General features: G+C 45.9%; 26 protein-coding genes and 4 pseudogenes. 10 read left to right on the top strand and 20 right to left on the bottom strand.

Annotated elements, in window-relative coordinates:
* Window positions 1–73 precede the first annotated feature (73 nt).
* A pseudogene (locus R7P69_RS17170) lies at window positions 74–817 on the bottom strand (DUF4158 domain-containing protein); the annotation flags it as partial.
* A gap of 132 nt (window positions 818–949) precedes the next feature.
* Between R7P69_RS17170 and R7P69_RS17165 the strand changes: the two are divergent.
* The 4 genes and pseudogenes from R7P69_RS17165 to R7P69_RS17155 form a co-directional block, all read left to right on the top strand.
* Window positions 950–1,747: pseudogene (locus R7P69_RS17165) on the top strand (IS91-like element ISVsa3 family transposase); the annotation flags it as partial.
* Between the two features lie 345 nt (window positions 1,748–2,092).
* A complete protein-coding gene (locus R7P69_RS17160; RefSeq protein ID WP_086371372.1) occupies window positions 2,093–2,605 on the top strand; it encodes a dihydrofolate reductase in 513 nt (170 codons plus the stop codon).
* Between the two features lie 82 nt (window positions 2,606–2,687).
* Window positions 2,688–3,023 (top strand): annotated as a pseudogene (locus R7P69_RS25385) (toprim domain-containing protein); the annotation flags it as partial.
* A 13-nt stretch (window positions 3,024–3,036) separates the two neighbouring features.
* Window positions 3,037–4,065, top strand: a pseudogene (locus R7P69_RS17155) (IS91-like element ISVsa3 family transposase); the annotation flags it as partial.
* Window positions 4,066–4,240: 175 nt separating this feature from the next.
* Here R7P69_RS17155 and R7P69_RS17150 read toward each other — a convergent pair.
* Window positions 4,241–4,543 (bottom strand): phosphoglucosamine mutase, encoded by a 303-nt coding sequence (locus R7P69_RS17150; RefSeq protein ID WP_000251875.1) that lies wholly within the window; start codon window positions 4,541–4,543, stop codon window positions 4,241–4,243.
* Between the two features lie 86 nt (window positions 4,544–4,629).
* The gene (gene sul2 / locus R7P69_RS17145; RefSeq protein ID WP_001043260.1) at window positions 4,630–5,445 is read right to left on the bottom strand and encodes a sulfonamide-resistant dihydropteroate synthase Sul2; all 816 of its coding nucleotides are present in this window, start codon (window positions 5,443–5,445) and stop codon (window positions 4,630–4,632) included.
* A 336-nt stretch (window positions 5,446–5,781) separates the two neighbouring features.
* On the opposite strand from sul2, the gene R7P69_RS17140 reads away from it, so the two are divergent.
* Entirely contained in the window at window positions 5,782–5,985 is a 204-nt protein-coding gene (locus tag R7P69_RS17140; protein WP_000131876.1) for a hypothetical protein, read from the top strand.
* A complete protein-coding gene (locus R7P69_RS17135; protein ID WP_001251694.1) occupies window positions 5,976–6,197 on the top strand; it encodes a hypothetical protein in 222 nt (73 codons plus the stop codon). Before R7P69_RS17140 ends, R7P69_RS17135 begins: the two co-directional genes overlap by 10 nt.
* 234 nt (window positions 6,198–6,431) lie before the next feature.
* On the opposite strand, the gene mobV is transcribed toward R7P69_RS17135, so the two are convergent.
* Window positions 6,432–7,418, bottom strand: coding sequence for a MobV family relaxase (gene mobV, locus R7P69_RS17130; RefSeq protein ID WP_000852935.1), 987 nt, complete (start codon window positions 7,416–7,418; stop codon window positions 6,432–6,434).
* Window positions 7,419–8,127: 709 nt separating this feature from the next.
* On the opposite strand from mobV, the gene R7P69_RS17125 reads away from it, so the two are divergent.
* Window positions 8,128–8,913, top strand: coding sequence for a nuclease-related domain-containing protein (locus R7P69_RS17125; protein ID WP_101905929.1), 786 nt, complete (start codon window positions 8,128–8,130; stop codon window positions 8,911–8,913).
* Window positions 8,914–8,961: 48 nt separating this feature from the next.
* Here R7P69_RS17125 and R7P69_RS17120 read toward each other — a convergent pair whose 3' ends face one another.
* Window positions 8,962–9,573 carry a DUF2913 family protein gene (locus tag R7P69_RS17120; RefSeq protein WP_014386795.1) on the bottom strand — a complete coding sequence of 204 codons (612 nt, stop codon included), beginning with the start codon at window positions 9,571–9,573 and terminating at the stop codon, window positions 8,962–8,964.
* Window positions 9,574–9,838: 265 nt separating this feature from the next.
* Here R7P69_RS17120 and R7P69_RS17115 point away from each other — a divergent pair, with 265 nt between their 5' ends.
* Complete coding sequence (locus R7P69_RS17115) at window positions 9,839–10,783, top strand: DNA-binding protein (protein ID WP_014386794.1); 945 nt, start codon at window positions 9,839–9,841, stop codon at window positions 10,781–10,783.
* Window positions 10,784–10,785: 2 nt separating this feature from the next.
* Window positions 10,786–11,274 (top strand): hypothetical protein, encoded by a 489-nt coding sequence (locus R7P69_RS17110; protein WP_032073030.1) that lies wholly within the window; start codon window positions 10,786–10,788, stop codon window positions 11,272–11,274.
* Here R7P69_RS17110 and R7P69_RS17105 read toward each other — a convergent pair.
* From R7P69_RS17105 to R7P69_RS17095, 3 genes are read right to left on the bottom strand one after another with little or no spacing between them, the layout of a single operon-like run.
* Window positions 11,271–12,059: a hypothetical protein gene (locus R7P69_RS17105; RefSeq protein ID WP_014386791.1), complete on the bottom strand. Its 789-nt coding sequence runs from the start codon at window positions 12,057–12,059 to the stop codon at window positions 11,271–11,273. The genes R7P69_RS17110 and R7P69_RS17105 overlap by 4 nt on opposite strands.
* A gap of 1 nt (window position 12,060) precedes the next feature.
* A complete protein-coding gene (locus R7P69_RS17100) occupies window positions 12,061–13,029 on the bottom strand; it encodes a tyrosine-type recombinase/integrase (RefSeq protein WP_014386790.1) in 969 nt (322 codons plus the stop codon).
* 57 nt (window positions 13,030–13,086) lie between these two features.
* Window positions 13,087–13,635 carry a dual specificity protein phosphatase family protein gene (locus R7P69_RS17095; RefSeq protein ID WP_014386789.1) on the bottom strand — a complete coding sequence of 183 codons (549 nt, stop codon included), beginning with the start codon at window positions 13,633–13,635 and terminating at the stop codon, window positions 13,087–13,089.
* 1,630 nt (window positions 13,636–15,265) lie between these two features.
* On the opposite strand from R7P69_RS17095, the gene R7P69_RS17090 reads away from it, so the two are divergent.
* On the top strand, window positions 15,266–15,559 hold the full coding sequence (locus R7P69_RS17090; protein WP_014386779.1) for a helix-turn-helix domain-containing protein: 294 nt from the start codon (window positions 15,266–15,268) through the stop codon (window positions 15,557–15,559).
* Window positions 15,560–15,561: 2 nt separating this feature from the next.
* On the opposite strand, the gene R7P69_RS17085 is transcribed toward R7P69_RS17090, so the two are convergent.
* The 12 genes from R7P69_RS17085 to R7P69_RS17030 all read right to left on the bottom strand — a co-directional run bounded on the left by R7P69_RS17085 (window position 15,562) and on the right by R7P69_RS17030 (window position 25,482).
* A complete protein-coding gene (locus R7P69_RS17085) occupies window positions 15,562–17,016 on the bottom strand; it encodes an LPD1 domain-containing protein (RefSeq protein ID WP_014386778.1) in 1,455 nt (484 codons plus the stop codon).
* A gap of 372 nt (window positions 17,017–17,388) precedes the next feature.
* Entirely contained in the window at window positions 17,389–17,829 is a 441-nt protein-coding gene (locus tag R7P69_RS17080) for a hypothetical protein (RefSeq protein WP_014386777.1), read from the bottom strand.
* Window positions 17,830–17,906: 77 nt separating this feature from the next.
* Window positions 17,907–18,458, bottom strand: coding sequence for a hypothetical protein (locus R7P69_RS17075; protein WP_032073025.1), 552 nt, complete (start codon window positions 18,456–18,458; stop codon window positions 17,907–17,909).
* 312 nt (window positions 18,459–18,770) lie between these two features.
* Complete coding sequence (locus R7P69_RS17070) at window positions 18,771–20,549, bottom strand: toprim domain-containing protein (protein WP_041154738.1); 1,779 nt, start codon at window positions 20,547–20,549, stop codon at window positions 18,771–18,773.
* Between the two features lie 149 nt (window positions 20,550–20,698).
* Complete coding sequence (locus R7P69_RS17065) at window positions 20,699–21,259, bottom strand: hypothetical protein (protein ID WP_014386773.1); 561 nt, start codon at window positions 21,257–21,259, stop codon at window positions 20,699–20,701.
* A 219-nt stretch (window positions 21,260–21,478) separates the two neighbouring features.
* Complete coding sequence (locus tag R7P69_RS17060; protein ID WP_014386772.1) at window positions 21,479–22,036, bottom strand: hypothetical protein; 558 nt, start codon at window positions 22,034–22,036, stop codon at window positions 21,479–21,481.
* An 82-nt stretch (window positions 22,037–22,118) separates the two neighbouring features.
* Window positions 22,119–23,024, bottom strand: a complete 906-nt coding sequence (locus R7P69_RS17055) for an NgrC (RefSeq protein WP_138221991.1) — start codon at window positions 23,022–23,024, stop codon at window positions 22,119–22,121.
* 85 nt (window positions 23,025–23,109) lie between these two features.
* Window positions 23,110–23,496 carry a hypothetical protein gene (locus R7P69_RS17050; protein WP_014386770.1) on the bottom strand — a complete coding sequence of 129 codons (387 nt, stop codon included), beginning with the start codon at window positions 23,494–23,496 and terminating at the stop codon, window positions 23,110–23,112.
* An 83-nt stretch (window positions 23,497–23,579) separates the two neighbouring features.
* Window positions 23,580–23,813, bottom strand: coding sequence for a hypothetical protein (locus R7P69_RS17045; RefSeq protein ID WP_014386769.1), 234 nt, complete (start codon window positions 23,811–23,813; stop codon window positions 23,580–23,582).
* Complete coding sequence (gene yfbR / locus R7P69_RS17040; protein ID WP_014386768.1) at window positions 23,810–24,649, bottom strand: 5'-deoxynucleotidase; 840 nt, start codon at window positions 24,647–24,649, stop codon at window positions 23,810–23,812. The genes R7P69_RS17045 and yfbR overlap by 4 nt, the downstream gene beginning before the upstream one ends.
* 285 nt (window positions 24,650–24,934) lie before the next feature.
* Window positions 24,935–25,117: a hypothetical protein gene (locus R7P69_RS17035; RefSeq protein WP_138221989.1), complete on the bottom strand. Its 183-nt coding sequence runs from the start codon at window positions 25,115–25,117 to the stop codon at window positions 24,935–24,937.
* A 116-nt stretch (window positions 25,118–25,233) separates the two neighbouring features.
* Complete coding sequence (locus tag R7P69_RS17030; RefSeq protein ID WP_014386766.1) at window positions 25,234–25,482, bottom strand: hypothetical protein; 249 nt, start codon at window positions 25,480–25,482, stop codon at window positions 25,234–25,236.
* Between the last annotated feature and the right edge of the window lie 8 nt (window positions 25,483–25,490).

Here is a 25,490-nt window from a genome sequence, read left to right as displayed (position 1 = left end):
CCATTTGATCACATGACAAGATGTGCATCTACCTTAAATTTATGATTTTTATCAAAATCATTAGGGGATTCCTCAGGGCTAAGCCCTTAACAGCATTATCAATCTGTCTTGTATAAGGCTGTAACTGATGATACACCGTCAGTTCTTTTTTTAGCTCTGTCACCATAACGCTTTTTGCACCGGCTCGAAGCTGGCTTAAGGAGAGCCCATCTTTGTCATCGATAATAGTATTTAGAAATCCGTGTAGTTCAGATGAAACATGAATACGAAGCTTATTATTTAACGCCTTCTTGACCTGTTGGATAACACGACTGATAAGCTTTTGTAAGACAGTATATTTAGGGATGGCAATTCTATGCGTTGCTAGATATTCAGCGGCTGCATCGAATAGATAACGAGGCTCAAGCCAAGCTTTGCCGACCATAACAAGATGTTCGTACAGCGGCGCAAAGTGCAGACTTTCGTCCCATTTCTGATAGTTTAATAACCTCAGTATTCTTTGATATATACGGTCACGCTGCATCTTATTAATGCTGAAAGGCCTGATCCCTTTGCCTCCTTGAACTTGCGTTGAAATAAACTGCATATCGTCAAAGATGAGGTTAAAGCTAGGTGAAAGAATCACAGGCTTAGACTTAAAATACCCTAATAACGCAATGAAATAGCATCGGTGGTTCCTTAGGCGAATACTTTTCAACTCTGTTAACTCGATCTCGTTTGGCGTAAAATACAATCGTTGTTGTTCAAGTGATAATAGCGGCGGAGAATATAGATCAAGCTGCTCAGCTTTGGTAAGAATTGATAGTTCGTTTTTAATTAAATTAAGTTTAAGGGGTTGTTAACCTCATAATTTGCCATACTTTGGAGAAGTAACCCACCTTTGTATGCCTTTAAATATGGTGAGTATGGCGATTTATGTTACTTTAGAGGGGAAAATCCCTAGAACCCCTATCTGGAACGGCAAGGCCTGCTGGAACGGGATGTCGAAAACAGCTATCTGGCCTCGGATGCGGTGGATGACGACCCGATGACACCCCTGCTGGGGCACTCGATCACTTACCGTATCGCTGTCGGTTCACAGGCGGGGCGAAAGGTGTTCACTTTGCAAACTCTGCCGACCAGTGGTGATCCGTTCGGTGACGGGATTGGCAAGGTAGCCGGGTCCAGCCTGCACGCCGGCGTGGCGGCCAGGGCCGATGAACGCAAGAAGCTCGAACGGCTGTGCCGGTACATCAGCCGCCCGGCGGTATCCGAGAAGCGGCTGTCGTTAACACGAGGCGGCAACGTGCGCTACCAGCTCAAGACGCCGTACCGGGACGGCACCACGCACGTCATTTTCGAACCATTGGATTTCATTGCAAGGCTGGCCGCCCTGGTACCGAAGCCCAGAGTCAACCTAACCCGCTTCCACGGGGTGTTCGCACCCAACAGTCGGCACCGGGCGTTGGTCACGCCGGCAAAACGGGGCAGGGGCAACAAGGTCAGGGTGGCTGATGAACCGGCAACACCAGCACAACGGCGAGCGTCGATGACATGGGCGCAACGGCTCAAGCGTGTTTTCAATATCGACATCGAGACCTGCAGCGGCTGCGGCGGCGCCATGAAAGTCATCGCCTGCATTGAAGACCCTATAGTGATCAAGCAGATCCTTGATCACCTGAAGCACAAAGCCGAAACCAGCGGGACCAGGGCGTTACCCGAAAGCCGGGCGCCACCGGCTGAGCTGCTCCTGGGTCTGTTTGACTGACGAGCCTGAAGGCCAACGATACCAATCAAAATGCTGCGTTCACAGCGCCGCGGCAGGGATCCGCCGTGCTGGTTGTCGGAAAAGGAGCCGCTAGTGGGAAAGAGGAGGGTAAATTTTCAGCGTTGCTGGCTCCCCGTCAGCCGGATTGGGTTGCATCGCAGGGGTGTCGAAAGAGTCAACTGCGGTCCAAAGCTGTTGGACTTGGGTGAAAAGGGCGTTTATTCTTCCTATACGTATGATTCAAACTGCAGATGAGTTACATTTGAAAGAAAAGGTGAAAAAACCAATTGAGAAATTATTGCATGTGCTTAATGCCTCAAATAAAAAATTAATTATTCAATACCGATCATTATGAAACTATCATTAATTGTTGCCATGGATAAAAATTTTGGCATTGGTAAAGACAACGATTTGTTATGGAAATTGCCGGCTGATATGAAATTCTTTAAAGAAACTTCAACAGGTCATGTAGTAATAACCGGACGTAAAAATTATGAATCTATTCCTGAGAAATTTAGACCCTTGCCAAATCGTGAAAATGCCGTTTTAACTCACCAAATCGGCTATCAAGCACCAGGAGCTCATGTCTTTTTTTCACTTACTGAATGTTTAGAGTTCTATAAAAATGAAACCGAAAGAACTGTTTTCATCATTGGTGGGGGACAAATTTATGCAGAAGTTATGCAGCGAAACATCCTTCAAGAAATGTATATCACACAAGTAGATGGAGTGTTTGACGCAGATACTTTTTTTCCTAAATTTTCTGAATCTGAGTGGAATAGTGAAACTGTACTGAAACAGGGTATTGATGAAAAACACGCTTTTGCTTTTGAAATAAAAAAATATACACGTAAATAACTCTAAAACTTACTGTTTTTGTTGAAATGTTTTGTATGTAACGGTTTCAAAACTTCAACGACCTTACTAACTTTGCCTCCTTATGATTTTATGTATAGCTGAAAAACCTTCTGTGGCAAAAGATATTGCCGAAGTAATTGGTGCAAAACAACGCAACAACGGCTTTTATGAAGGAAATGGCTATTGGGTAACCTGGACTTTTGGCCATCTGTGTACATTGAATGAACCCCATGATTACAAAGAAAATTGGAAATACTGGAAATTGGAAGATCTGCCAATTGTACCTAAAAAATTTGGCATTAAACTAATTGATAACGATGGAGTAAAAAGGCAATTTGCTGTTATTGAAAAATTGGTAGCATCTTGTTCTGAAGTCATCAATTGCGGGGATGCCGGGCAGGAAGGGGAGTTGATACAAAGATGGGTATTGGCACCTGGTCAAGAAAGCGGGCCATACCCACCAAGTGGCCAAGACGGGCGCGGTCACCCTGATCCAGCGTTTTGGATCGGCGCTCAATCTGAATGTTCACTTCCACATGCTGTTTCTCGACGGTGTGTATGTCGAGCAATCCCACGGCTCAGCGCGTTTCCGCTGGGTCAAGGCGCCGACCAGCCCAGAGCTCACCCAGCTGACGCACACCATCGCCCACCGGGTGGGTCGCTATCTGGAACGGCAAGGCCTGCTGGAACGGGATGTCGAAAACAGCTATCTGGCCTCGGATGCGGTGGATGACGACCCGATGACACCCCTGCTGGGGCACTCGATCACTTACCGTATCGCTGTCGGTTCACAGGCGGGGCGAAAGGTGTTCACTTTGCAAACTCTGCCGACCAGTGGTGATCCGTTCGGTGACGGGATTGGCAAGGTAGCCGGGTCCAGCCTGCACGCCGGCGTGGCGGCCAGGGCCGATGAACGCAAGAAGCTCGAACGGCTGTGCCGGTACATCAGCCGCCCGGCGGTATCCGAGAAGCGGCTGTCGTTAACACGAGGCGGCAACGTGCGCTACCAGCTCAAGACGCCGTACCGGGACGGCACCACGCACGTCATTTTCGAACCATTGGATTTCATTGCAAGGCTGGCCGCCCTGGTACCGAAGCCCAGAGTCAACCTAACCCGCTTCCACGGGGTGTTCGCACCCAACAGTCGGCACCGGGCGTTGGTCACGCCGGCAAAACGGGGCAGGGGCAACAAGGTCAGGGTGGCTGATGAACCGGCAACACCAGCACAACGGCGAGCGTCGATGACATGGGCGCAACGGCTCAAGCGTGTTTTCAATATCGACATCGAGACCTGCAGCGGCTGCGGCGGCGCCATGAAAGTCATCGCCTGCATTGAAGACCCTATAGTGATCAAGCAGATCCTTGATCACCTGAAGCACAAAGCCGAAACCAGCGGGACCAGGGCGTTACCCGAAAGCCGGGCGCCACCGGCTGAGCTGCTCCTGGGTCTGTTTGACTGACGAGCCTGAAGGCCAACGATACCAATCAAAATGCTGCGTTCACAGCGCCGCGGCAGGGATCCGCCGTGCTGGTTGTCGGAAAAGGAGCCGCTAGTGGGAAAGAGGAGGGTAAATTTTCAGCGTTGCTGGCTCCCCGTCAGCCGGATTGGGTTGCATCGCAGGGGTGTCGAAAGAGTCAACTGCGGTCCAAAGCTGTTGGACTTGGGTGAAAAGGGCGTTTATTCTTCCTATACGTTGTCGGCAGCGGGCCAAAAAGGAATACGTCCATGCCCATCGAGGTGAAACCGGCTGTGAGCGCGGGTTCAAGCATATAGCCCGACAGGCGCGTATCCTTGCCGATCACGACACGATGGCGGTGGTCACCGCGACGAAAGACACGGCCAGCCGCCATGCCGACGCGCAAGGCGGTTTCCGCCGTCATCGCGCCTTCGTTGGCTTTGCCACGAATACCGTCTGTGCCGAAATATTTGCGCACCATAAGGTCGATTATCCTGTCGTCGGGTCGCCCTCAAAGGGGACATGCCTGCTGAACCGCGAATATAGAGAAATATCCCGAATGTGCAGTTAACGAATTCTTGCGGTTTCTTTCAGCGCCGCCAATACCGCCAGCCCGTCGCGCAAGGGGCGCGGCTCGTGTGTGCGGATGAAGTCAGCTCCACCTGCGGCGGCGGCAAGCTCTGCAGCGAGTGTCGCGGCCCCGACATCCCCCGGACCACGGCCTGTGAGCGCGCGCAGAAAGGATTTGCGCGAAACAGACAGAAGCACCGGCAAATCGAAGCGCAGCCGCAATTCATCGAACCGCGCCAGCACCGAGAGCGAGGTTTCGGGAGCAGCCCCCAGAAAAAACCCCATGCCGGGATCAAGGACAAGGCGGTTGCGTTTGATACCGGCACCCGTCAGCGCCGCGATGCGCGCGTCAAAGAACGCCGCAATGTGATCCATGATGTCGCCAGCGGGTGCCTCGCGCCGATCTGCCTGCCCGTCTTGCACCGAATGCATAACGACGAGTTTGGCAGATGATTTCGCCAATTGCGGATAGAACGCAGCGTCTGGAAAACCGCGAATATCATTGAGATAGGCCACACCACGCGACAAGGCATAGGCTTGCGTCGCGGGTTGATAACTGTCGAGCGAGACGGGAATGCCATCTGCCTTGAGCGCGTCCAGCACCGGCGCGATACGCGCGATTTCTGTGTCGGACGAAACAGGCGCGGCGTCGGGATTGCTGGATGCCGGACCGAGGTCGATCACATCTGCCCCCTCGGCCATCAGCTTACGCGCCTGCGCAATGGCTGCGTCTGGCGCCAGATACCGGCCTCCATCGGAGAAACTGTCCGAGGTTATGTTGACGATGCCGAAAATGATGAGCGATTTATTCATGGGGGCTTCTATAATAATAATAATCGAGCATGAGTCTCATACGGATGCTCGGGTCGAAAGGGAATCCCCAGGCGAGTAACCTGTTTGCGGTGATCCATTAGCTGCAGGAGCAGAATAGCATACATCTGGAAGCAAAGCCAGGAAAGCGGCCTATGGAGCTGTGCGGCAGCGCTCAGTAGGCAATTTTTCAAAATATTGTTAAGCCTTTTCTGAGCATGGTATTTTTCATGGTATTACCAATTAGCAGGAAAATAAGCCATTGAATATAAAAGATAAAAATGTCTTGTTTACAATAGAGTGGGATACAGACACGCTTGATATGTTTGGAGATCAGCCATGACAGATCCACTCAAAGCCCTTTTCGGCAAGCCTGATTACTCCCATATCGTAAGGGACACCACGGCCACTATCAGCATCACAGCCGCTGAAATGGCCGCTGTTTTGGAGGCTTACGACAGGGGTATAGACACGCTGGACGGCACCACCAGAACGGCGCTGGATTCCGTTATATCGAAACTCAAGGACGAGGTATGGCCATGAGCATGTATTACATCAAGACAGGTCTGGAGTACTGGAAACCCAAGGGCTACGGGTACACCAAGAGCCGCGAGGAGGCGGGGGTTTTCACCCTCAAGGACATGGAAGAATTGAACCTCGATGGCTGCACCCTGGAACGCGCCGAAGTGGCGTTCCTGGACGAGGACGGCCCCAGTCCCGACCTACCCCACCGCGTCACCCTGCCCCGCGATTGAGCGGGGCGCTGGAGGGTTTCAAAGGGGCACCCTTTGGCACGGGATATGTGTCAAAAACGGAGTTTTTGTAAACATATCCGACGTGCCTGTAAATCCGCGCGATTACTGCCAGCCCTTACACCCCGGTTGCTTAGGGTTGGTTGAAAGTGGTTTAGGGTTGGTTGAAAGTGGTTTAATGTTGGTTAAACAATGGTTTAAGGTTGTTCAAGGTTGGTTAAAGTTGGTTGAAAAGGGTTAACGGCCCCTGCTGCGGTCGCTGCGCTCCCGTTCCCGCTTGGCCTTGAATCGCTCTTTGATCTGCTGGGCGCGCTCCTGCTTCTCCTGCTCGTTCTCCTGCCGCAATTTCACCGCCTGCCGGATCAGTCCCGCTACCTGATCCTTGGATAGCCCCTTAAACGGCTCCTGAAGGGCCTGTAAGCGTTTTTGCTGCTGGGCTAGGGTTTCCCTTAGCTCCTTGGCTCTTCGCTCGTTCTGGGCGCTTACAGCGGCTTTCTCGGCCATCGGCTGCACAGACCCCATTATTTTGGCGTTCAACCTTTGCGCCACCCCTTCGACCGTCTCCACGGCTCCGAACACCTTCTCGGCCAGTGACACCCCCTTGACCTTCTGGGGTTTCAGCTCGTCAGGCGTCAGGTGTGGCACGTCTCGGCCTGCCTGCTGGATCGCCCCATAGTGGGTTTTAACTCGCTGGTGTGTGGCCCTGCTGCCCTCGATGCCCCGTTCAAGCCCCAGATCGGCCACCCGTTCGGCGTAGCTGGTCTGGTCCTGGCTCATCTTCGTCCGGTTGCCAATGAACTCCTTGGCACTCAGGCGCCCGTCAGCCGTCCGAGGCACCACGAACGCCGACAGGTGCGGGGTCAGCTCATCCCGGTGGATCGTGGCCGTGACCACGTTCTCAGCGCCGTACTTGTCGGCCAGCCACTCGGTCGATCGCTTGAAGAACTCCCGCTGCTGGTCGGCGCTTGCGGTCTGCCACCACTCCGGCGAGGCGCTCATCACGTATTCGACCGCCAGCACCGCATCCTTGCGCCGCTTCTCCGGCAACCGCTCCCTGAGCTTGCCCATCGCCTCATCGGTCGATCTGGCCGCCAGGTGATCGTTGTCCGGTGTGCGCTCCTGATCGGCGTTCGGCGTCTCGCGGTCGCGGTAGCAGTGCTGCAACGCAGCCGCCACCGTGCCCATGCTGTTGAGCTTCTTCGCCCTCATGATCGCAAACGCCATCCGTCCCCCTCCGCACTGTCAGATTGCTGCCAGCCCGTCGAGGTACGAATGTGCCTCCGGCGGGCCACTTCTTTGAAGTGTATACTCACTAGACTTTACTCCGTAAAGTACGTGACCGCTACGCGGTTGCAGCGGCCTGCGGCCTTGCTCTACGGGCTTCGCCCTGCGCCTCCCTTCGGTCGTTGCGAACACCTTGGGGCGCTGCCCCAAACCCCGCGTTCGCCACGTGGCAGGGGTGCAGGTGGCCGCGCCGCTTCGCTCTGCTCTACCTGCCCCCTTGCCTGAGCGTGGGGGTCACTCCATCACGTCAAGGGTTCGCTTCGCCGGGTGCTCACCCGATCCCTTCCGCTTCGCTCCAGGGCTGCGGCTTCCGCTCCCGCCCTTGACGCTGCCGGAACGACCCAGCCTCTGGCTCTGGGGTTGGGAACGAAGGGAGCGCAGCGACCGCAGGCCCCAGCCCCCGAGCCTCACGGCGGCGAGTGTGGGGAGTCCAGAGGGGCAAAGCCCCTTTGGGCCTAGCGCAGCGGAAACAAACCCTCTCGCCTCTGGCGAGGCATTAACTCCAAGGGAGCGCAGCGACCGTCAGCAGGGTGCCAAGCGAAGCGCCGGCGGGACGGCAGTCCCTTAGAGGAGAAGGGGAAAAATACTAAATGGGGTTTGTTGCCCATCCCCTCGAAATTAACCTTAAGCCTGTTTCTTAAACAGTAATTTGAGTGTTAAACAATTATCAAAACGTTTTAAATTTTTTGATCTTTACTTAAAATTAGGGGGCGCAAAGTTTTTCAATAACTTACATCAACTGAGGTTTATATCGAGGGGATGGGCGCAAAACCCCAATCTATTTATAGGCGCTTTTGGAGAGCTTCTAAATCAACCGACAACGTGGATGTTGATTTTGGCTGTAACACTATTATTTGTTGCCAAAGTATTTTCACGCCATATCAAAGGGAAAATAGGCGAGTGGGCTTTATCAAAAATATTAAATAAAAAATGTGGTAATAATTGCATAGTACTTGATGATGTTACTCTTGAAGTTTCCGATGGAGATACTACTCAGGTGGACCATGTTGTTATTTCCCCAGCTGGAATATTTGTCGTTGAAACAAAACATTATAAAGGCTGGATTTATGGCAAGGAATCAGATCAATTTTGGACTCAAAAGATATTTAAACGTAGCTACAAGTTTCAAAATCCGTTCAGACAAAACTATAAGCATGTGAAAGCAATTCAATCTCTTTTGCCTAGCATTCCCCAGGAAGCGTTCTACTCGATTGTAGTTATGGTAGGTGAGTGCGAATGGAGGAGTAAAAACACACCAAAGCTACTATTCACATCCGGTTGGAAGGCCGCAGATTATATTTATGAACAATCCAAGGAAAGCTCTTTTATCGACATTAATAGTGTTTATGAGAGTCTAGAGTCTGCACGTTTAGAAAAGGGGCTTAAAACTAACTTTAAGCATGTGAAAAACCTCAAAGCTAAACATCGTGCTTGAACTTAGCACTCAGGGCAGTGTAGTAGCGGTTTGCATCCTACACTGCCATCAGTCACACTCCTTTTCATGTTCTTTGTGAACGGCTCTTTTCATTGCGGCAGGGTGAACATAAAGGTTTGCTTTACTCTCATCACTATCAAGAATCTCAATATAGAAATGACCATGTTCTTCGGCCAACGCTGGTATTTGCTTCCATTTTGAAGAGTTCACAGATAGAGCAATTGGGGCTACTTGCCTCCCATTATCGTCAAAGCCATTATCAATGTGATCAGCTAACAAATAAACTCTATTCGAAACGACAGCAGTATTTTCTTTAAATAACTCACTGTAAATAGCTAACGTACTCTCAATTAAGTTGAGGAATCCGTAAAACTTTTCAACATCATTGCCATAATTATTAACAAGAGATTTGAGCCTCCACAATTGCTCTTCCAACTTGTCACCTTTCTGCCCAGCGTAAATAAGAGCTTTAATATCTTTTCTTGTCTCCTTGTATGCTGCTTTTTTGAGTAAGGATTTCAGATAACGCATAACAATCGCATTTCGCTGGTGGAGAGGCACAAACCGACGTGTATCGCTACATTCCATATAAAGGTGTAACAATGTATTGATTACTAAGTCATTTACCAATTGTGGATAATCACCTCTTTTTCTTCTCATTTATCACACCTCGCACTTAAAGAGTTGGTTTAGAACTGGTGTACCGAAAGTACAGTAATCGGTACACCTTACAACCTGTTCATTCTCGATTTAAACCATAATAACATCCTTAAATATCAGTCTGTTATGATTATTTATCTAGATGCAAAACAATCAAACTGTACCGCCATTCAATTCTAACGTATTAAAGGTACACTTGTTTGTAACTGTACCGTATTTGGCATACTATTGACGGTATACTTGATTTTTTTGAAGAGAAATGATTATGGAAAAGCGGCAACAAAGTCCTGCATTGACTTATTCAGACGTAAAAGGTGTCTGTGACCGTCTACATGCTTCCGGAGAAAAGATAAGCGGCAATCGAGTGATCGCAGAACTTGGCAGAGGTTCCAAAGGAACGGCTCTAGGCTTTGTTAGGCAGTGGCGTGAAGAGCTCGAAGCATCCCAGGCTCATTTAATGGAATCAATGGGATTCAGTGATGCATTTGCTGACTCATTTATGAAAGAGATGGGCAGGTTTCAAACTGCTATTGAATCTCGCTTTGAAGAAACGCTACGTGCTGCTAAAAGTTCCGAAGCAGAGGCTCTTTCTGCCTTAGCTGATGCTGAAAGCAAAATAGAGCGCCTTCAATTTGAAGTTCAAAAGAAAGAACAGTTGGCACAGGAACATAGCGAACAACATGCAGCGGCCAAATCATCTTGGACTACTACTGAACAGACACTGCGTGATCAACTAGAAGAAAAGAGTAGGGTGATTGTTGAACATCGAACTCAGATTGACCGATTAACCACAGACTTAGCCAAAGCGGAGATGCGTCTTGAGGACAGCAGTAAGCTGGTAGAAGAGGCTCAATCTAACCGTGAACAACTACGCTCTGAGTTAAAAGATATCCGCGAAAAACTCACCCAAGCAGAAACACAAAACGCGACTATAAGTGCTCAAAATGAAGCACTCCGTGAATCTTTAAAAGCAGAGAAAGAATCGCATCAAACAACTCAGGATAGAGTTAACCATCTTCAAGAGCGGCTTATGCAATCAGAGAAAGGGTTGGGGCGACTGGAGACAATTAGCGAAGCTCTCGATACCGAAAAAGCAGCTCACGCGGCCACTTCAAAAGCAAAAAGCAAACTTGAATCTGATTTGAATTCCGAACGCAAAGCTCATATCAGTACAAAGAAAAAATTGTCGCAACTTGAGGTGAAAGATTAGTTATGAGCGAAACTAAATTGTTTGGTGAAGCTTTTAAAATCTATAACAAACACCAGCGTGTTGTAGTTCAGTTCCAGTATACAGAGACCCAAAAGGATGAATATCCTTCGGTCACAATCGAGATTGCGCCACTTCTTGGCACTGATGCAAACTGGCAGGAAAAAATTTCCGTCCAGTTGACAAGGTATGAGCTTACCAGCTTTACTCAGGTACTGTTCGGCCTTGCTCGTTTATCTGAGGGGGCTTATCACGGTTCTAAGCGTAACAAAGGTTTCAAATTACAACATAATGGACCCGAAGGGATTTCACTATCCTTATCAGAAGCAGGGCAGGTTAAACAGTGTTTGTTTAATCCGCAAGAACGTACTGAATTAGGTTCGTTTATCATTCGACGTCTTGCTATGGGATGGAAAATGACGGTTGCTGATGTGTTGGCAATACTCCGCCAAAGCGCTTTGCTTGAGAGAACAGCTAAAAAAACAGAGAGCTAGCGTTTTGAAACCATAGCGATCATCAGCAATATTACCCACCAAGGCATAGAAAATACAATTGTGGCAGACATAATAGATACACTGTAAAGCCAATAACCAACCACCATTTCGGTTAGTGGATAATAAGCCTCGAAAATGAAGACAATCCCCGTTAATAACACTCCTACGGCTATCGCTCCCTTCCATGCGCTCTGCATATCAGCTTTGCTTGGTGTCGAGTGAAACGCCACAACGCTGCTGATCAGCATCCAGAGCCAGAACTGAGGCTCCGAGCTCACGGAAAGAATCGCAATACCAGCACCAGAAATGCCGTACTGCACAGCATAGAAAGCATCTTTGACTGGATCGCCCGTTATTCCCATAGGAATTTCTACTATGCGCCAAGCCAGCGTATCCAATAAGCCTGGAAGCATTAGCTTTGTAGTTAAGTATATGACTGCACCAGCTCCTATCAAAGGAGCAATACCAATAAAGAAAAGCCCGACATTTTGCAACGGTGACAACACGTTCCATTGATGCTCGACGTATCCCAAGCGGCCATGCCCAGCTGTGTATTCAAAAAACTTTATTTTGGTTATTCGGTGCCGAAAAAGGAACGCCGCAATAGCATGACTGAGTTCATGAATAGGCACTCCAATAGCTGCTGTAGCTAAGTACACCCCCCGGCTGGCTTTATTGCGAAGCGCAATAGGGGTTAACAACTTTCCAATAAGGTTTTGAATAATGACCACCAGCACAATGGGCTGCAAACCAACTAAAAACCATGTCAGAAATGATACGAGCATGTTAAATTACCAACCTCTTACTTGCATTTCGCATTTGCTCATCTTTGATGCGAATATACCTTTGAGTGGTAGTAACGCTAGCATGTCCCATCATATCCTTTAAGGTCATGATATCAACGCCAGTTTCCAATAAGTCGTTCGCGTAAGTCCGACGCAAATCATGAGGAGAGCAATGCTCTAACCCAGCTTCCATTCGTCGAGTTCTCAAGATTTCGTAGATTGCCTGATCTGTCATTCGACTGTCTTGTACATCATCATGTCGTCGAATTCTTGGAAAAAGAGGCCCAGGCTGTTCACCTCGAACATCATTAACCCACAATTTTAATCTTCTAAGCGTTCCGTCGGGCATAAAGGCCAATCGTTCTTTATTACCTTTACCCATAACTGTAATTGCTTGTTCTCGCCAATTTATATGGCCTAGATCTAGGGCCACTATTTCACCTCTCCTTAAACCGCAGCCTAAAAGCACCCCAAAAATTGCACTATCTCTAACTCCTTTACATCGTGAGTCTTCATCACACACTTTGAAAAGCTGGGCAACTTCATGACGTTCTAGCGCTCTCCCTTTGGGAATTCTTTCGCCACGCACATTCTTTATTTGCTTGATATGGTGATAACTTTCCATATCAATCTGCTTCATTGTCCATGCTTCAAGAGCGACGCCTTTTAACCCAGCAAGATAGGTGTTAATGGTGTCTGGAGCTCTTCCTGCATCAATAAGCAAGTCAATAATACCCTGGACATGGTGGCGTCTCATTGTCCCCCAGTCACAATGAAACATGCTTTGGTTGCCCGTCATTTTGGCTACATTATTCAGGAAGTAACCCATTTTTTGACGGCTAAGCTTTGAGCGGAGACTAAGTAAATAGGCTGATGCCGCGTTAGTTTTTATACTGCTCTTAATCTGTTCTGCGGTGATCAGCTCTCCTTGTTGTTCCGCAGTTATTATGTTGTTAGCGTGATATTCCATGTTGGTTTCTCTTCTTTTCATGCACGTTGTATCGAGAGTAGGGGCCACATTCACTGATTATTTTTTAAGCCCTAAAGCTACCATCAATAAATCTACGAACTTCTGGGATATTGTTGGTTGCTTTTCTTCTTTAGGAGCTTTAGCAGCTTGTTCATATTGCTGGATCAAGGGTTCAAACCGTACTGGATTACATAGCAATTTATATACAGTCATATTTGGGCTCTCAATTGGTTTATTGCTTTCAAAACCGAACTGATCCACCAGGTATTTAGCAACAGCTCCACTGCGTGAACGACCAAAATAGCAGTGAACGTAGATTTTATTCACTCCAGAAGAGATTAGTTGAGATATGAAATTTTTTAGTTTCTCTGCCTGTTCTGAATCAATATAAGAACAATAGCGCATTCGAAACTCATCTTTATGGATGTGGATAGCGTCTTCACTATAGCCTCCATCAAAAAAAGAATCTCTGTATATCAGCTCCCAGGAACCTAGTTCAGCTAAAGGTTTTCCCGGATCGGTGATAGAAATCATTGCTACTCCGGGCTCTGGGTGAATAGTCTCAGCCTCTCTCTGGCTAACAAAAATAACTTTTCCGTTACACATTGGCTTCTCTTCGAGTGTTCTTTTGGGACAATAAAGGGAATTTTGTCTTTGTTTTGTTAGAACAGCTTTGTATCTGGCTGTTTTTTAATTACTTTTACTCTTTGTTCGTTTGGTGCAATCTTGGTTTTGCTCGCTGTTTCACTAGAACAGTCAATACCTGCTTGCGTCTTTGGGGTGGGAATCTAATAGTTCTTTGGCCTGGCGTTCACCTTCTGCTGTATTAACTGGAAGGGTTGTATAAACACCATAATGGCGCATGTCTACAATATAGTCTCTACAGCATAGAGCTACATTATGAACTTTGCCCTCTGCATCGAGACCACCAAAGGTATGACATGGCTGAGTAAACATTCGCTTGCACTTTGAGCAACGAGCGCTGTTTTTGTTGATCACTCTACTTAGAACTTTTTCAAACTTTGTTTTATTTAGCATATGTTACCTCCAGAACCTAAGCATCTTCCGTGACCGCGTAACAAATAAAATCCATAGCTGCTCGTTAACACCGTGCTCAAGAGTATGTTTTTTCATGTCCTCTTTTAGTTTATAGAACTCCCTTTTAAACAAGACATGCCGTATAAGGGTAACTGCAAAACCAAGAGTTGAAAGTACTGCTGCTACTAGTGCCATTTCAGTTAAATCCACGATTTTCCGCCTCCGTACCTTGTTGTGCCGAAATATGAAAATAAAAGTGTGTAGGTAAAATAAAGTTTGCCAACATACAACTCTATGTAGAATAGAGTTCGCCAAAATGGATAACGCCACTGCTAAACCACCCGGTATATCATGGTTTTAGAATAGGACGGCTATCGTTCCTTTTATCCACTCAAAAAGGTGCTTATACGTGACTTTATGCCCCTCGTGCGCGAAAAGTGAGTCGCAAACTATTCGACCTTTAAATTTTACAAGCTCTACTTTGGAAAAGGTACATTTTCGTAAGTAGAGAATTTAAGGTTAATATTACACCAGTTATTGGCTGTTCTGGAACAATAAAGTTTGTACAGTGACCAGAAAGTTTGTACATAAAGGCAGGTTTGGAATAATAAAGTTTGTACACTAATTTCTAACCTTCGCTAAATCAGAACCTTAGAGACCATGAGTTTTGTAGGGCAGAGCTAGGTCCAGACGCAGCAGCAAGCAGACAATACGCGATAGTAACAAAACTTTATTGTACCGATTGCTGTAAGTGCCTGATCTACTGTCCTAGCTGTGTACAAACTATATTGTGCGAAAACATTGGCTTGTGGCGACAAAAAAGTCCTCCCTCAGGTTGCATATTTCACCACCAGCCAATCCGGTTGGTTTTCGGCTAAAGTCTTGCGAATTATTCCACTCGGAATAATTGACCTTTGGGTGTATAATCCCACGGGGTTCTTATGGGTGAAACAGCATGTTCTTGTTAAACAATACAAATTTTGACATTAGCACTGCCGAGGAGATCCCTGAACGCATTCAGTTATTGATTGACTCATCATCTCCGCTAGAGGCAAATCTAATGACAATCGTAACTCAACGGGAAATGTATCTTGCCAACTTTTCCCGGATGAATGATCAAGAGAAATCCAATTTTGTCGCTTCGTTGACGCGCATGTTCATGCGTAACTCGTGGACTAGATAATTTTCAAGGTGTTTTGTGAATTTCTATCAGAAAGGAGGAAGTGAATATTTATTTGTCTGTGACCTGTTTAAGGAGCTTCGGAAAAAAAGCAACTTATCTCAGGCTGACGCGGCCAACCATATCGGTGTTAACCAATCTTTCATTTCCAAGTTCGAAAATGGTCATACTGGGATTGACCTATTTGATGCATTAGCTCTCCTTGACTTGTATGGTATCGATCATGTTGATTTTTTCTATATGCTTGATCAGTTTAAAAAAAAGGAGATTAGAAAAGGTGCTCTACTCGACTACTTTTTATCAAGAAGCTAAACCTAATTACTCCAAATCCCTTTCATTAGATTAAACATCGAGTAGTTTAAATTCTTGCGTTCATCGCCTTGCGGGTAAGGATGCTTGTCATGATGTTCTTTAGGCACATCTGAAAGTAAAGTGTCCATAACAAGCCAATCACAACTTATTCCTTTGCTTATAAGTGAGTCCTGGACAAAAGCTTCAAAAGCCCTGGCTAACATCTCGCTTCTTTCTATCCAGTATTTTCGCGCTCCCTTCTGGCCTGCCAGTTTCTGTGATTGATTGAAATACTTAGTACCAGAGCAAAGTTGCTTAGTAATGATATTCCTCATAAGGAGAATGTTTTTCCTGAACTTATCAGGTGCGTTTTCCATGTCTACGCCAGTAATAAACTCACTGATCAATTTACCCTCATATCCTCTAGACCTTGCCAGAAGAGCATCAACTCCGTGGAACCACTCGTGAGAAATTGCACCAGGTCCACTCCGCCGAGTCAAATTGATGATATTTAGGTCTGGCTCATAATGGGCGCTTGCTTTCCCCTGCCCCCTTGCGCCGAAAGCTATGCCAAGTTGTCCTCCAAGCCCTATCCATCCGTCTGGTATCTCTAATATATGAGCTAATACCTTGAATGCATAAAAGCTATTGTTTACAAACAGTTGACGTTCTTTGTCTGGCATAGAGCTCCCAAACTGAACTCCTCTAAAATTGAACGTGTTTATGAATTGTTCTGGTGTAACATCATAGCTGAGCTGTATGTTTCTTATCGTTTCGATTTTCTTTCTGGGGATATAGGGCGATACATCTAAATTCATGTGACAACGTAATGCATTTATAGCATCCGTTTCACTTTTGAATTTGTTAGGGAACTCTTCTGTTTCTTTATATACAAACCGTTTTCCTTGTATCGAGCACAGTCGGTAGAATCCCCCCTCGAAGGCCACCGGAAATAGGTCAACATTGTATGGCTTGATTGTATAAGGCCACCCTAATTTTGGCAGCAAATGAATTAAAGATGATTGTCGTAGCGTCAAGGCAAACGGAGTTTTGTAGGTTCTATTTTCACCTCTACCAACAGCGTACAATGGGTAAACATCTCTAATATGTTGCCTACCAGTTTTCTTAGGGATACCCATCCGACTCCGAAATCGTTCCGGTAGCAACTTTACATCATCATTGTCAGCTACGTTTTCAAACAACTCTTGCAAAACAAGTAGTGATTTTTCGTATGCGTTTGTCCATTGCTCTTGACTGACAGATGGCTGAGCTGGACGGGGGTTATTCCTCCAACCAGAATAGTAAACCGATAAATATGCGCATACTTCAACTGACAGACCATCATCACACAATTCTTGCCAATTAGGTTCCGGCCAAATTGATTTAAGGCTAATGTTTGTGTCGCCGTTATCTTTCCCTAATACCAAATGCTTCTTTGCAAAAGGTAAATACTCTCCGGTGTCGTCTAACTTGCCCATATAATAAGACTCTTGGTTCTACTATAGAATTACACTTATACACCAGAGAACACTTAGTTAACTAACGCGGAAATGCCCAATCTCGGCAGATTTATAATGCATGAACAAAGCCTTAAAAATCCAGCCTTCTTACCGATGCTTGTTCGCGTACTTGAGTTGGGTTCAATTGAAGTGCTTGGTTCATATGGTGTACTCCTTTCAAATGGGTACACCAACCCCAAGAGGGTGATGTACCCTCGTGGGTTATAAAAAGTGAATTAATGCTGTTTATTTATGGCGACCAGCTATCGCACATCAGCGCTCAAGGCACTTTCCTAAGAAACCTGTTTAGGATGCTTAGGAAAGCGAGGGGTTTCCCCCTGCGCTTTTGAACTATCCCAGGTTAACGACAGGGATACTTGCAACATTGACATTGAATACCCTGTCTATAACACTTTTTGCGAACTCAGCTACGGCGTATCCAATTGCCGAGTCCTTCTTATTTACACATATTTCAATTCGGGAAAAAGGAGTCAGGGGCAATGTTTCGCCTTCATGCTCAGAGCTATATTCAACAAGACATTCCCCATTTTCATCAGTACAAACATAAAGTTTATTGTTTTTAATCAAAAACCAGTCTGTAGCAAAACTATCGTGGTAAGTAAGACTACTAGTTTTTGTTACAACGACAGCCTGATAAAACCTTTGAACCTCTCCACCAGAAGCAATGTGTTCAACAACATTAATATAGTGGTATTGATATCCATCAATATTGCTATCGGTATCAATAATCACTTCCTGCCTTAATGAAGTGTTAAAAATATACTTAATCATTGTTATCTCCTTAGTTTTTAAGGAGAGAGCCCCTAGAGGGCACATCTCCCTCCAGGGTTAAACTGAAAAATTAATATTTATTCATTCAAAGTTAAAAACCATCGCTTCATTGGAACAGTAACTTCAATCATTCCATTACCACAATAAGCTCCCCAAAAGTTATAAGTAGTCTCAAACATATCGAACTCGAATAGTGTTTGAATATGCTTATCAGTAATGGGGTTAAATGGTCCACCGCAGCCAACATGCATCGCTATGCCATAATCTCGCATATCGAAATCATCTAGGTTTTTTCCACCCACAGAAGCTATCAAATTCTCACCTCTGATTTCACCTTCACGTAAAAGCAAGACTGCTTCTTCGTAACTCGCATATTGTGTCGTTAAATTCACAATATGGCCATGCTTAGGTTTGTGTTGTTCCGATAGTGATTTCAGTAGTTGCTTCACACTCTGAAATCTTGCGTAAAGCCCTGGCGTGAATTGTCCTGCGAAAGTTAAGTTCGGACAGATCAACTCAAGCATGTCGTCAGGTATAGAACTAAGCCCCATTTGCTTTGCAAGCGGCTCAGCTTTTTTCATTGCATCTTCAACTACCATTGGGTTTCGAAGATGTTGCGGCATATCCATAGTTATTCTCCTTTGGTGAGACGAACAGACCCATCAGGTTTGGTTCCCCTCAGTAATTAGATGGTCCGGTAGCTAAAATGCTACCGGAGTTTATTAACAATCTGAGCTGCCTGTTCTGCAAACGGCCCAGAGTAATGTATGTCCATTTTTTTTGAACACCAGACAGTTCCAATTATTAATTGGTTGAAGTTTCTGTCTTTGTAACGTTGACGCATCAATTCTAGATAGGCGCTCTCATCACCTTCCCACCCCAAAGGAGGTGAGAAGGGACAAGTAGCTTCGTTACCTGGCTCAGTGTTTACTTCTGCTAGGTTATACACGCCCATAAGCACCTGCCCTACGCGCAATAAACTCGCGGAGTGTACTAATCGGCGGGAATCCCATCTGTCCTTGAGTTACCAGGACATCGTTCCAATCTATACCTTTTGCACGAGGTGGAATGGGCAGCTTAGGTAACAGCACATGAACTGTATATCCTTGCTTTTCAAGCTTAGATTTCAGCACATTTGCGGAGCGTTCCCCTGTTAGCGACTTATCCTTATCTGCAAAGATAACGACAGTGTGGATGTCTAACTCGTCTGGAACTTCAAAGTTTTCCAAAAGAGTAGCATTCACTGTGGACCATGTAGGGATGTGAGTAGCACGGAACCCAGACAATGCTGTTTCCAAGCCTTCTGCCAAACCTAATACTCCTTCTGTTGGCATACCTAAGCGAACTGCACCGCCAGTGACACTCAATCCATCAGGAACAGGCATCATCTTTTTAGCGCATTCTACTTTGGCCTTCTTACCACTTTTGGTCAGATATGTACGATGTAAAGTAACCAAGTTTCCTTTCGCGTCTCGGATGGCTTGTACTGCGGCTGGAAATTTTCCAACCTCATTACCATCTTCATCGTAATAGGACATACTTGGGTGGAATCGCAGGCTGTCTGTCTGTTCTACTACATCATGTGCAAACAAAAGTTTGCGATTGACGAAATAGGCACGTAACGGCTCAGCTGCTGCACAGTTAAAGGGCAAACATTCATTCCAGATCTTCTCAATTTTTTCACAAAGGCGAGCATTGTAAACACGTTCGCGTTGAGCTCTCTTTTGCATTTCCTCTTGAAGTTCCATCAACCAAGGCTTTGACTGCTCAGCAAAGAGCGGAACAACCTTGCTTTCTGAATGTTCTTGTTCAACTACGGCTTCTTGGTGATGCTCAACAGGGCTACATGAAGAATGATTATCCTCATGTTGTTCTGTCGGAACATTTGAATCAGCCCATGACTCTTCGTTATAAGAACCAGGAGCAGAGTGAGAGACATAGCTGCTGTTTGAAACCTTTGCCTGCGCTACAGACTCTGGTTTAGCAGTACGAACACTCTTAGTTTTCACTTCAACCAACCACGTATTGCGATGTGTTTGAACTGGTTTCTCACCAATGATCTCTCCAGTGCCTTCTTCAAATACAGGCTGCATTACGGTAACAGCTTCACGTCCCAAATTTGTGAGAGTGACTTCATCACCATATACAGCACCGCATTCTCCGATTGCTCTTTCTAGATCAACGCCCCAAATCTTACGTTCATTGCCCGTTGATAAACGAATGTAAGCAAAATAGCTTGGTTCATTTATCGGGTCGTCCTGGTAAGGAGCTTGACCGTGAGCAATTAAAGTGCCCTGATACTTAGGGCGACGATTTGGATCGTATTTGGTGTTATTCACTTTTGCCGGAGCAGATTGCTGTGCTCGGCGCGGTGAACTTGTATTATTGGAGCTTTGCTGACGCTTGAAATGCTTTGGAGCCATCAACAAGTCACCAACTTGCTGTAGGCATTCAGCAAAATCCCACCCTCTTGCTTGGTTTAATAGCTCAAAGCCATCATGCCAAGAACCGCAAGAACAAATAGCACCACCTGTTTCGTGAGCATCTTTGAACATACGGAAGTCTTTTTTTCCACCATGAAACGGACATGTAACATGGGACTTTCCCGCTTTTTTGAGTGCTGGTTCCAGTTCAGGCATTAAATGCGCCAAAATGAAAAGCCATTGACCCTTAGCGAGGCTACGAACTTCGTCTGCTTTATAGAAATATGAGTTATCCATAGTGTTTCTCCTTAGCTGAAACCCCGACATCGAGGCTTCCCTAAGTCCCCCCGTATCAGGGGCTTTAGGGAAACCCCGACACCGGGAAAAAATAGCCAAGGAGGCTCCCCTACCGGAGATGCTCTCCCCGGCTGGGGTTTGATTTTGGGCTATTGACCATTAACTCTGCGTATGGCCTTACCCAAGAAGGATTGCATCAGGTGATTACCTGATGATTTGAAGTAAGTTAGCCAGTCGATCCAATTCCACTTAGCGTAATCATCAAGAGATGGAGGATTAAAAGCTCCCCAAATCTTACTGTTTACGCCTTCGCGGAGAACGTAAGCTACTTTCTCGATTACTTCTTCTTTACTCATTAGAGTAGAGATTTTGCAAGGAGGCATCATAATGAGGCTCTCTGCTTGTTCATGAGTAATCTTCTCTATGGTGCCAGCGTTGATATCCACGACAAACGCTTTGGTTTCTGGTCCTTGTTCTGACCAGATCCAATACGTTATATGAACGGGATTAACGCCAAGTCCGACCGGAACGATTTGAGTTCCAGAAGGACGCAGTAACCAAACGAATTTACCGCTTGGGTTGCTTTTGAAACGTTCGAGCTCTTTACCATCAATCTCCAAATTAGATTTGAAATGGAGAGGTAGTTTTTCCGCATTCGAAATTTCAAGCATACGTTGTTGCAGATGTTGCAGAATTGCAATGTTAGACATAGGTGTACTCCTACAGTTTGCAGGTACACCTGGCCCATGTCGGGTTGGTGTACCCGACTGGGTTATGAAGGGTGAAAGAGAACTTTCACTTAAATTGAATGCTGTTTGTTTTTAGCGACCAGCTATCGCGTCTTCACTCTCAATGAGAGTAGAATTCGTCACTTTCCGTTAGGTGCTCTATAACACCTAAGGGAAAGTGGGGGCTTTCGCCCCTCACTGTTAATCATCGTAGAAATATCCTTGCTTGTCACACGACTCTGATGCCGAATAGGCTTCATATCGCGCATTTTCGTTAAACGAAAATTTCAGAGGATAAGCAATTGAAGGCGGAGTTTGCTTTGTTAAACGTCCATTCCATTCATGCTGTTCCATTGTGCCAGATACTCCATCGACGGTGAACATTTCATCATAACCATTTATCTTTACAATCGGGAAGTCAAACAAGCCAAGAGCTTCTATCACCATCACCTTGTCTGAACAAGCATAAACTTGCTTGTTCTTATCTCGGTAAAAATCAAAGCCACAGCTCAGATAAACCCCTATGATCCGCAAAGTTTCGTCATCCATTCCAGATGCAATGTTCTTATCTAAGTTTGCTTTTGCCAGCCAGACATGGGCGTTGACTCCACCAAATATGCCATAGCCCTCGTAAGCATTTTCCTGTAATGGTTTCTGACCATGAGGTTGTAGTAAGTAAACAGTGCGAACTTGACGTCCAGAATATACATTCGAGATGCTTTCTTTTGAATCACACGTTTTCCAGCTAAAAAATCCCATAGTGTTTCTCCTTCAATTATTTAAATCGAAGGGGGTTGCCCCACAAGGGGAGCAAGCCCCCCTCTAGGGTTAAGTAAAAATGTTAGGCCGCTTTACGAACTAACGATTCCTGCATTTGATGATGTTCTGATATAGCATTTTTGAGCTGTATTTTACGAACTTCTGCTATGGCATTACTGACCAATTCGCGGCGGTAACTTCCATAACTTCTGTCATTAACATCTATAACCAGGCCACCTATAGATTCAGATGCTAGTTCCTCTTCCGTCTCTCGGTCGAGGATCTTAGCTTCCAACCTCAGATAGCGCTGCTTACCATCAACAATATCCTGTATTGTTTGTAATGCTAACTCTTCGTCCCAGCATCCAATATCAAAGTCATGCTCGGGATGCTCTTTAAGCTGGACTGTGTAGTCAGCTGTATTAAACTCCCAGGAAACAACTTCTTCGTATGGCGTACCTTCCACCAGCGCATAGCCTTCGGCTTCAAGCTGTTGGGATGTAGATTTGATGTCATGTTCGAGACGACTCACAAAGTCGTTCCAAATGCTTTGCCATCTAGTGATGTGCTCATCAGTCACTTCACCTGTTACCAGACCAGCGGCACGAATCGCTTCAAAATGCTCCTCAGAGAAACTTTCAAAATCGACTTCATGACAAAGATCCATGCAGTTATAGTGGCTGTACCGATGCCCATGAGAGTTTCGCTCAATCGACATTCTGCAACATCCTATATCTGCTTCCCTTAATATTTCCAACATAGATAATGCTTCTTTACGAACCAAAAGGTTTTTTACGCGAAGTACGGCGTTTTCACCTGCTGTATTTGGGTCATAAATTCGCAGCATAAGCTTCTCTACATCATCCTCATCGAGGTTTCCATAGAAACTCATACCATCACCTTGACAGTAACTAAGGCTGTACTCGATTGTCAGACCTTCTGGGTAGCCAAGTTTTTTCAGTTGGTTATTGAAATGAGTTTTAATCATAGCTATCTCCTTGTTTTTTTGAGGAGACACCTCCCCCTAAGGGATTGGTGCCCCCTTAGGGTTTTAATGATTTCGGATTTAATAGTTAAGCACAGATGTCCAAAAGACCTTTCCGAGCGATCAACTGATGCTCTTCAAAGTCTTCCGGTGCAGAAGTGTCATAACCTTCACCATCGCTGTAATCTGGAGTACCCAGCACGATGATGTTGCCTACAACAGGTGAATCTGCACCATGTAATATACAACCGAGCTTGATACCGCTACTGAACAGTCCTTCTTCATCAAGATAAAGACTGACTGTTTTTCCATTCGATAGCTCCCAATCAAAGCTCTGGACCATGCTACAGCCGATTAGCTTATACATAGTTTGTAATCCGTCTTCTTTTGGAATATCGACTGGAGTGCAGCCTTCTGCGGTTATTAAATAGCCTTTGTTAGTGGCCTTAGACATTGCTTCATCACAAATTGACATGGAATCCTCCAAATATGTCATTGAGGGACACCAAGGCCCCAAAGGGGCTTTGATGCCCCGTTAGGGTTTAAAGATTGGTTTACTTATACGGTCACAGCGTCGATATCTAGGTATTGGCGGCAACCTGTTTTAGGGTGACAGCGGTGGCGAAAATTGTGCTTACCACCTTGCGTACCCATGTATTGCCAGCACTCTCCAGTAACTGACTCTTCACAAACCGCGTCGCCATTATTTAATGGATGTTGGGCCAATTCGTTCCACATTTTGTCCCATTCATCTGTATTTCTTTGTACTAGTTTGAAGTCATTATTATTCATACTTCGGTACTCCCAACCCACTGCTTTCCAAGGTATGCCTCAACTCCCATACGGGCCCATTCCGAAGAGATGGTTAACATGGAAAGTGTTTCATGAGTCCAAGGTGCAGTTGGCTTGATTCGTTTGAGCTCTTTGCCTTCGAGATCTGTCAGAATAAGATCTGATTGTTCATTTCCAGCAAGAATATCTGGCTCTCCCGGACGCTGATCAGTAACAAATTTGATGTAGCAACCTTCGTCATCGCTACATGACAGCAATTTATCTACTGACAAGTTAAGTCCAGCACCGAACCATTGATCTATTGCTTCGATCTCAGGGAAATCAGATTTCAACTGAGATACAACGCCAATCATCTTGTCGAGAGCATCTTGGAACTCCAGCGCATTGCCAGCTGCCACTTCAAGTTTGCACTTGATATATGCAGCGTAGGTATCGCAGGCTTTCACCAGTTGCTGTTCATAGCCACCTGGGGCAAATGCTTCCGCGACTGCACCTTGAAGCTCCAAAGGTAGCGTGTGAATTAACTGCTCCTCAGCAGCTTTTTCAAGTCGCTCGAACTCCCTCGCCAAAGTGTCATTAGCCTTTTTTACTGGCGTCACAACATCCTGACAGAGAACTTCGGCTACATCATGTAGTGCTGCGTGGGAAAGCATTTTGGCAAGATCGACCTTGTTCCCCTTTTGGTTTGCGACATGACCAGCGAGAAGAGCAAGCAACGTAACGGTAGCACTATGCTCCAAGACTGATTCAGGCTGTACTGAATGCATCAGTGACCAGCGTTTTATCAATCGTTGACGCAAAGCAAGTGCTAGGAATCCATAGTTTGAATTTGACATAGTATCCTCCAATGAAGTTTGAAGGGTACACAGTTACCACATAGGTCCCGTGTACCCATGTGGGTTAAGTTGTGAGAGTCCTTGTGGACTGTTCTTGAGGTGTATTTTCGGCCTGACACCGAAATATTTAATCAGATTTCTGATGGAATGTATTCCATTCAGAATGTAGTTGCTGCTTGTAGGCCAGCTACCTTTCAACGTCAGCAAAGCCGACATTTTTTTTAGTCTATCGCCAATCCAAATGGTTCACGAAACGTCTATTTGCCCTTTTAGGGCGTTTGGTTCTCATAAGTAAAAAACCCCAGCAAAAATGCCGGGGTTTTTGTTTACTAAGCCACTAATCACATCAGACATCAGCCAGTGTTTGATCACATACAGCTCTCCACCGTGCTTAGTGATCACTACTTTTGCTGCTGAACCGCCAAATTTGGCAATATTTGCAGCGCGAATGAATAACGGGTGTTTCATCAGCACAAACTGACGCAAGCATGTCAAGTTGATGTTGCATAGTATCCTCCGTAAAAAGTATGGAGGGCGCACGCCCCCACAGGGACATACACCCCCGTGGGTTTGATATTGAAATATTAAGGAATGATCGGCAGCCAATTATAAATGCGATATGCAATGTATAAACAAGGCACTCCAAATACGAGCCCCCAGAACTGCGCTACTGCATATTGTTTTGCATTCTCAAACCATGCGGCCATATCGGTAAGTAACGGGGGCCAGTCAAACGAAATGGCGACCAAAAGCGGCACCAAAACACACAAACTACCCACAACAGTCAAAACCGATACAATAATATTTCGTTTTTTATGATCGTATTGATACATAAGCTTAT

It is taken from the genome of Vibrio sp. 661 (assembly GCF_033339315.1).
GTDB lineage: Bacteria > Pseudomonadota > Gammaproteobacteria > Enterobacterales > Vibrionaceae > Vibrio > Vibrio alginolyticus.
Note: the sequence above shows the minus strand (reverse complement) of the source record. Positions and strands in the feature narration are given on the sequence as shown.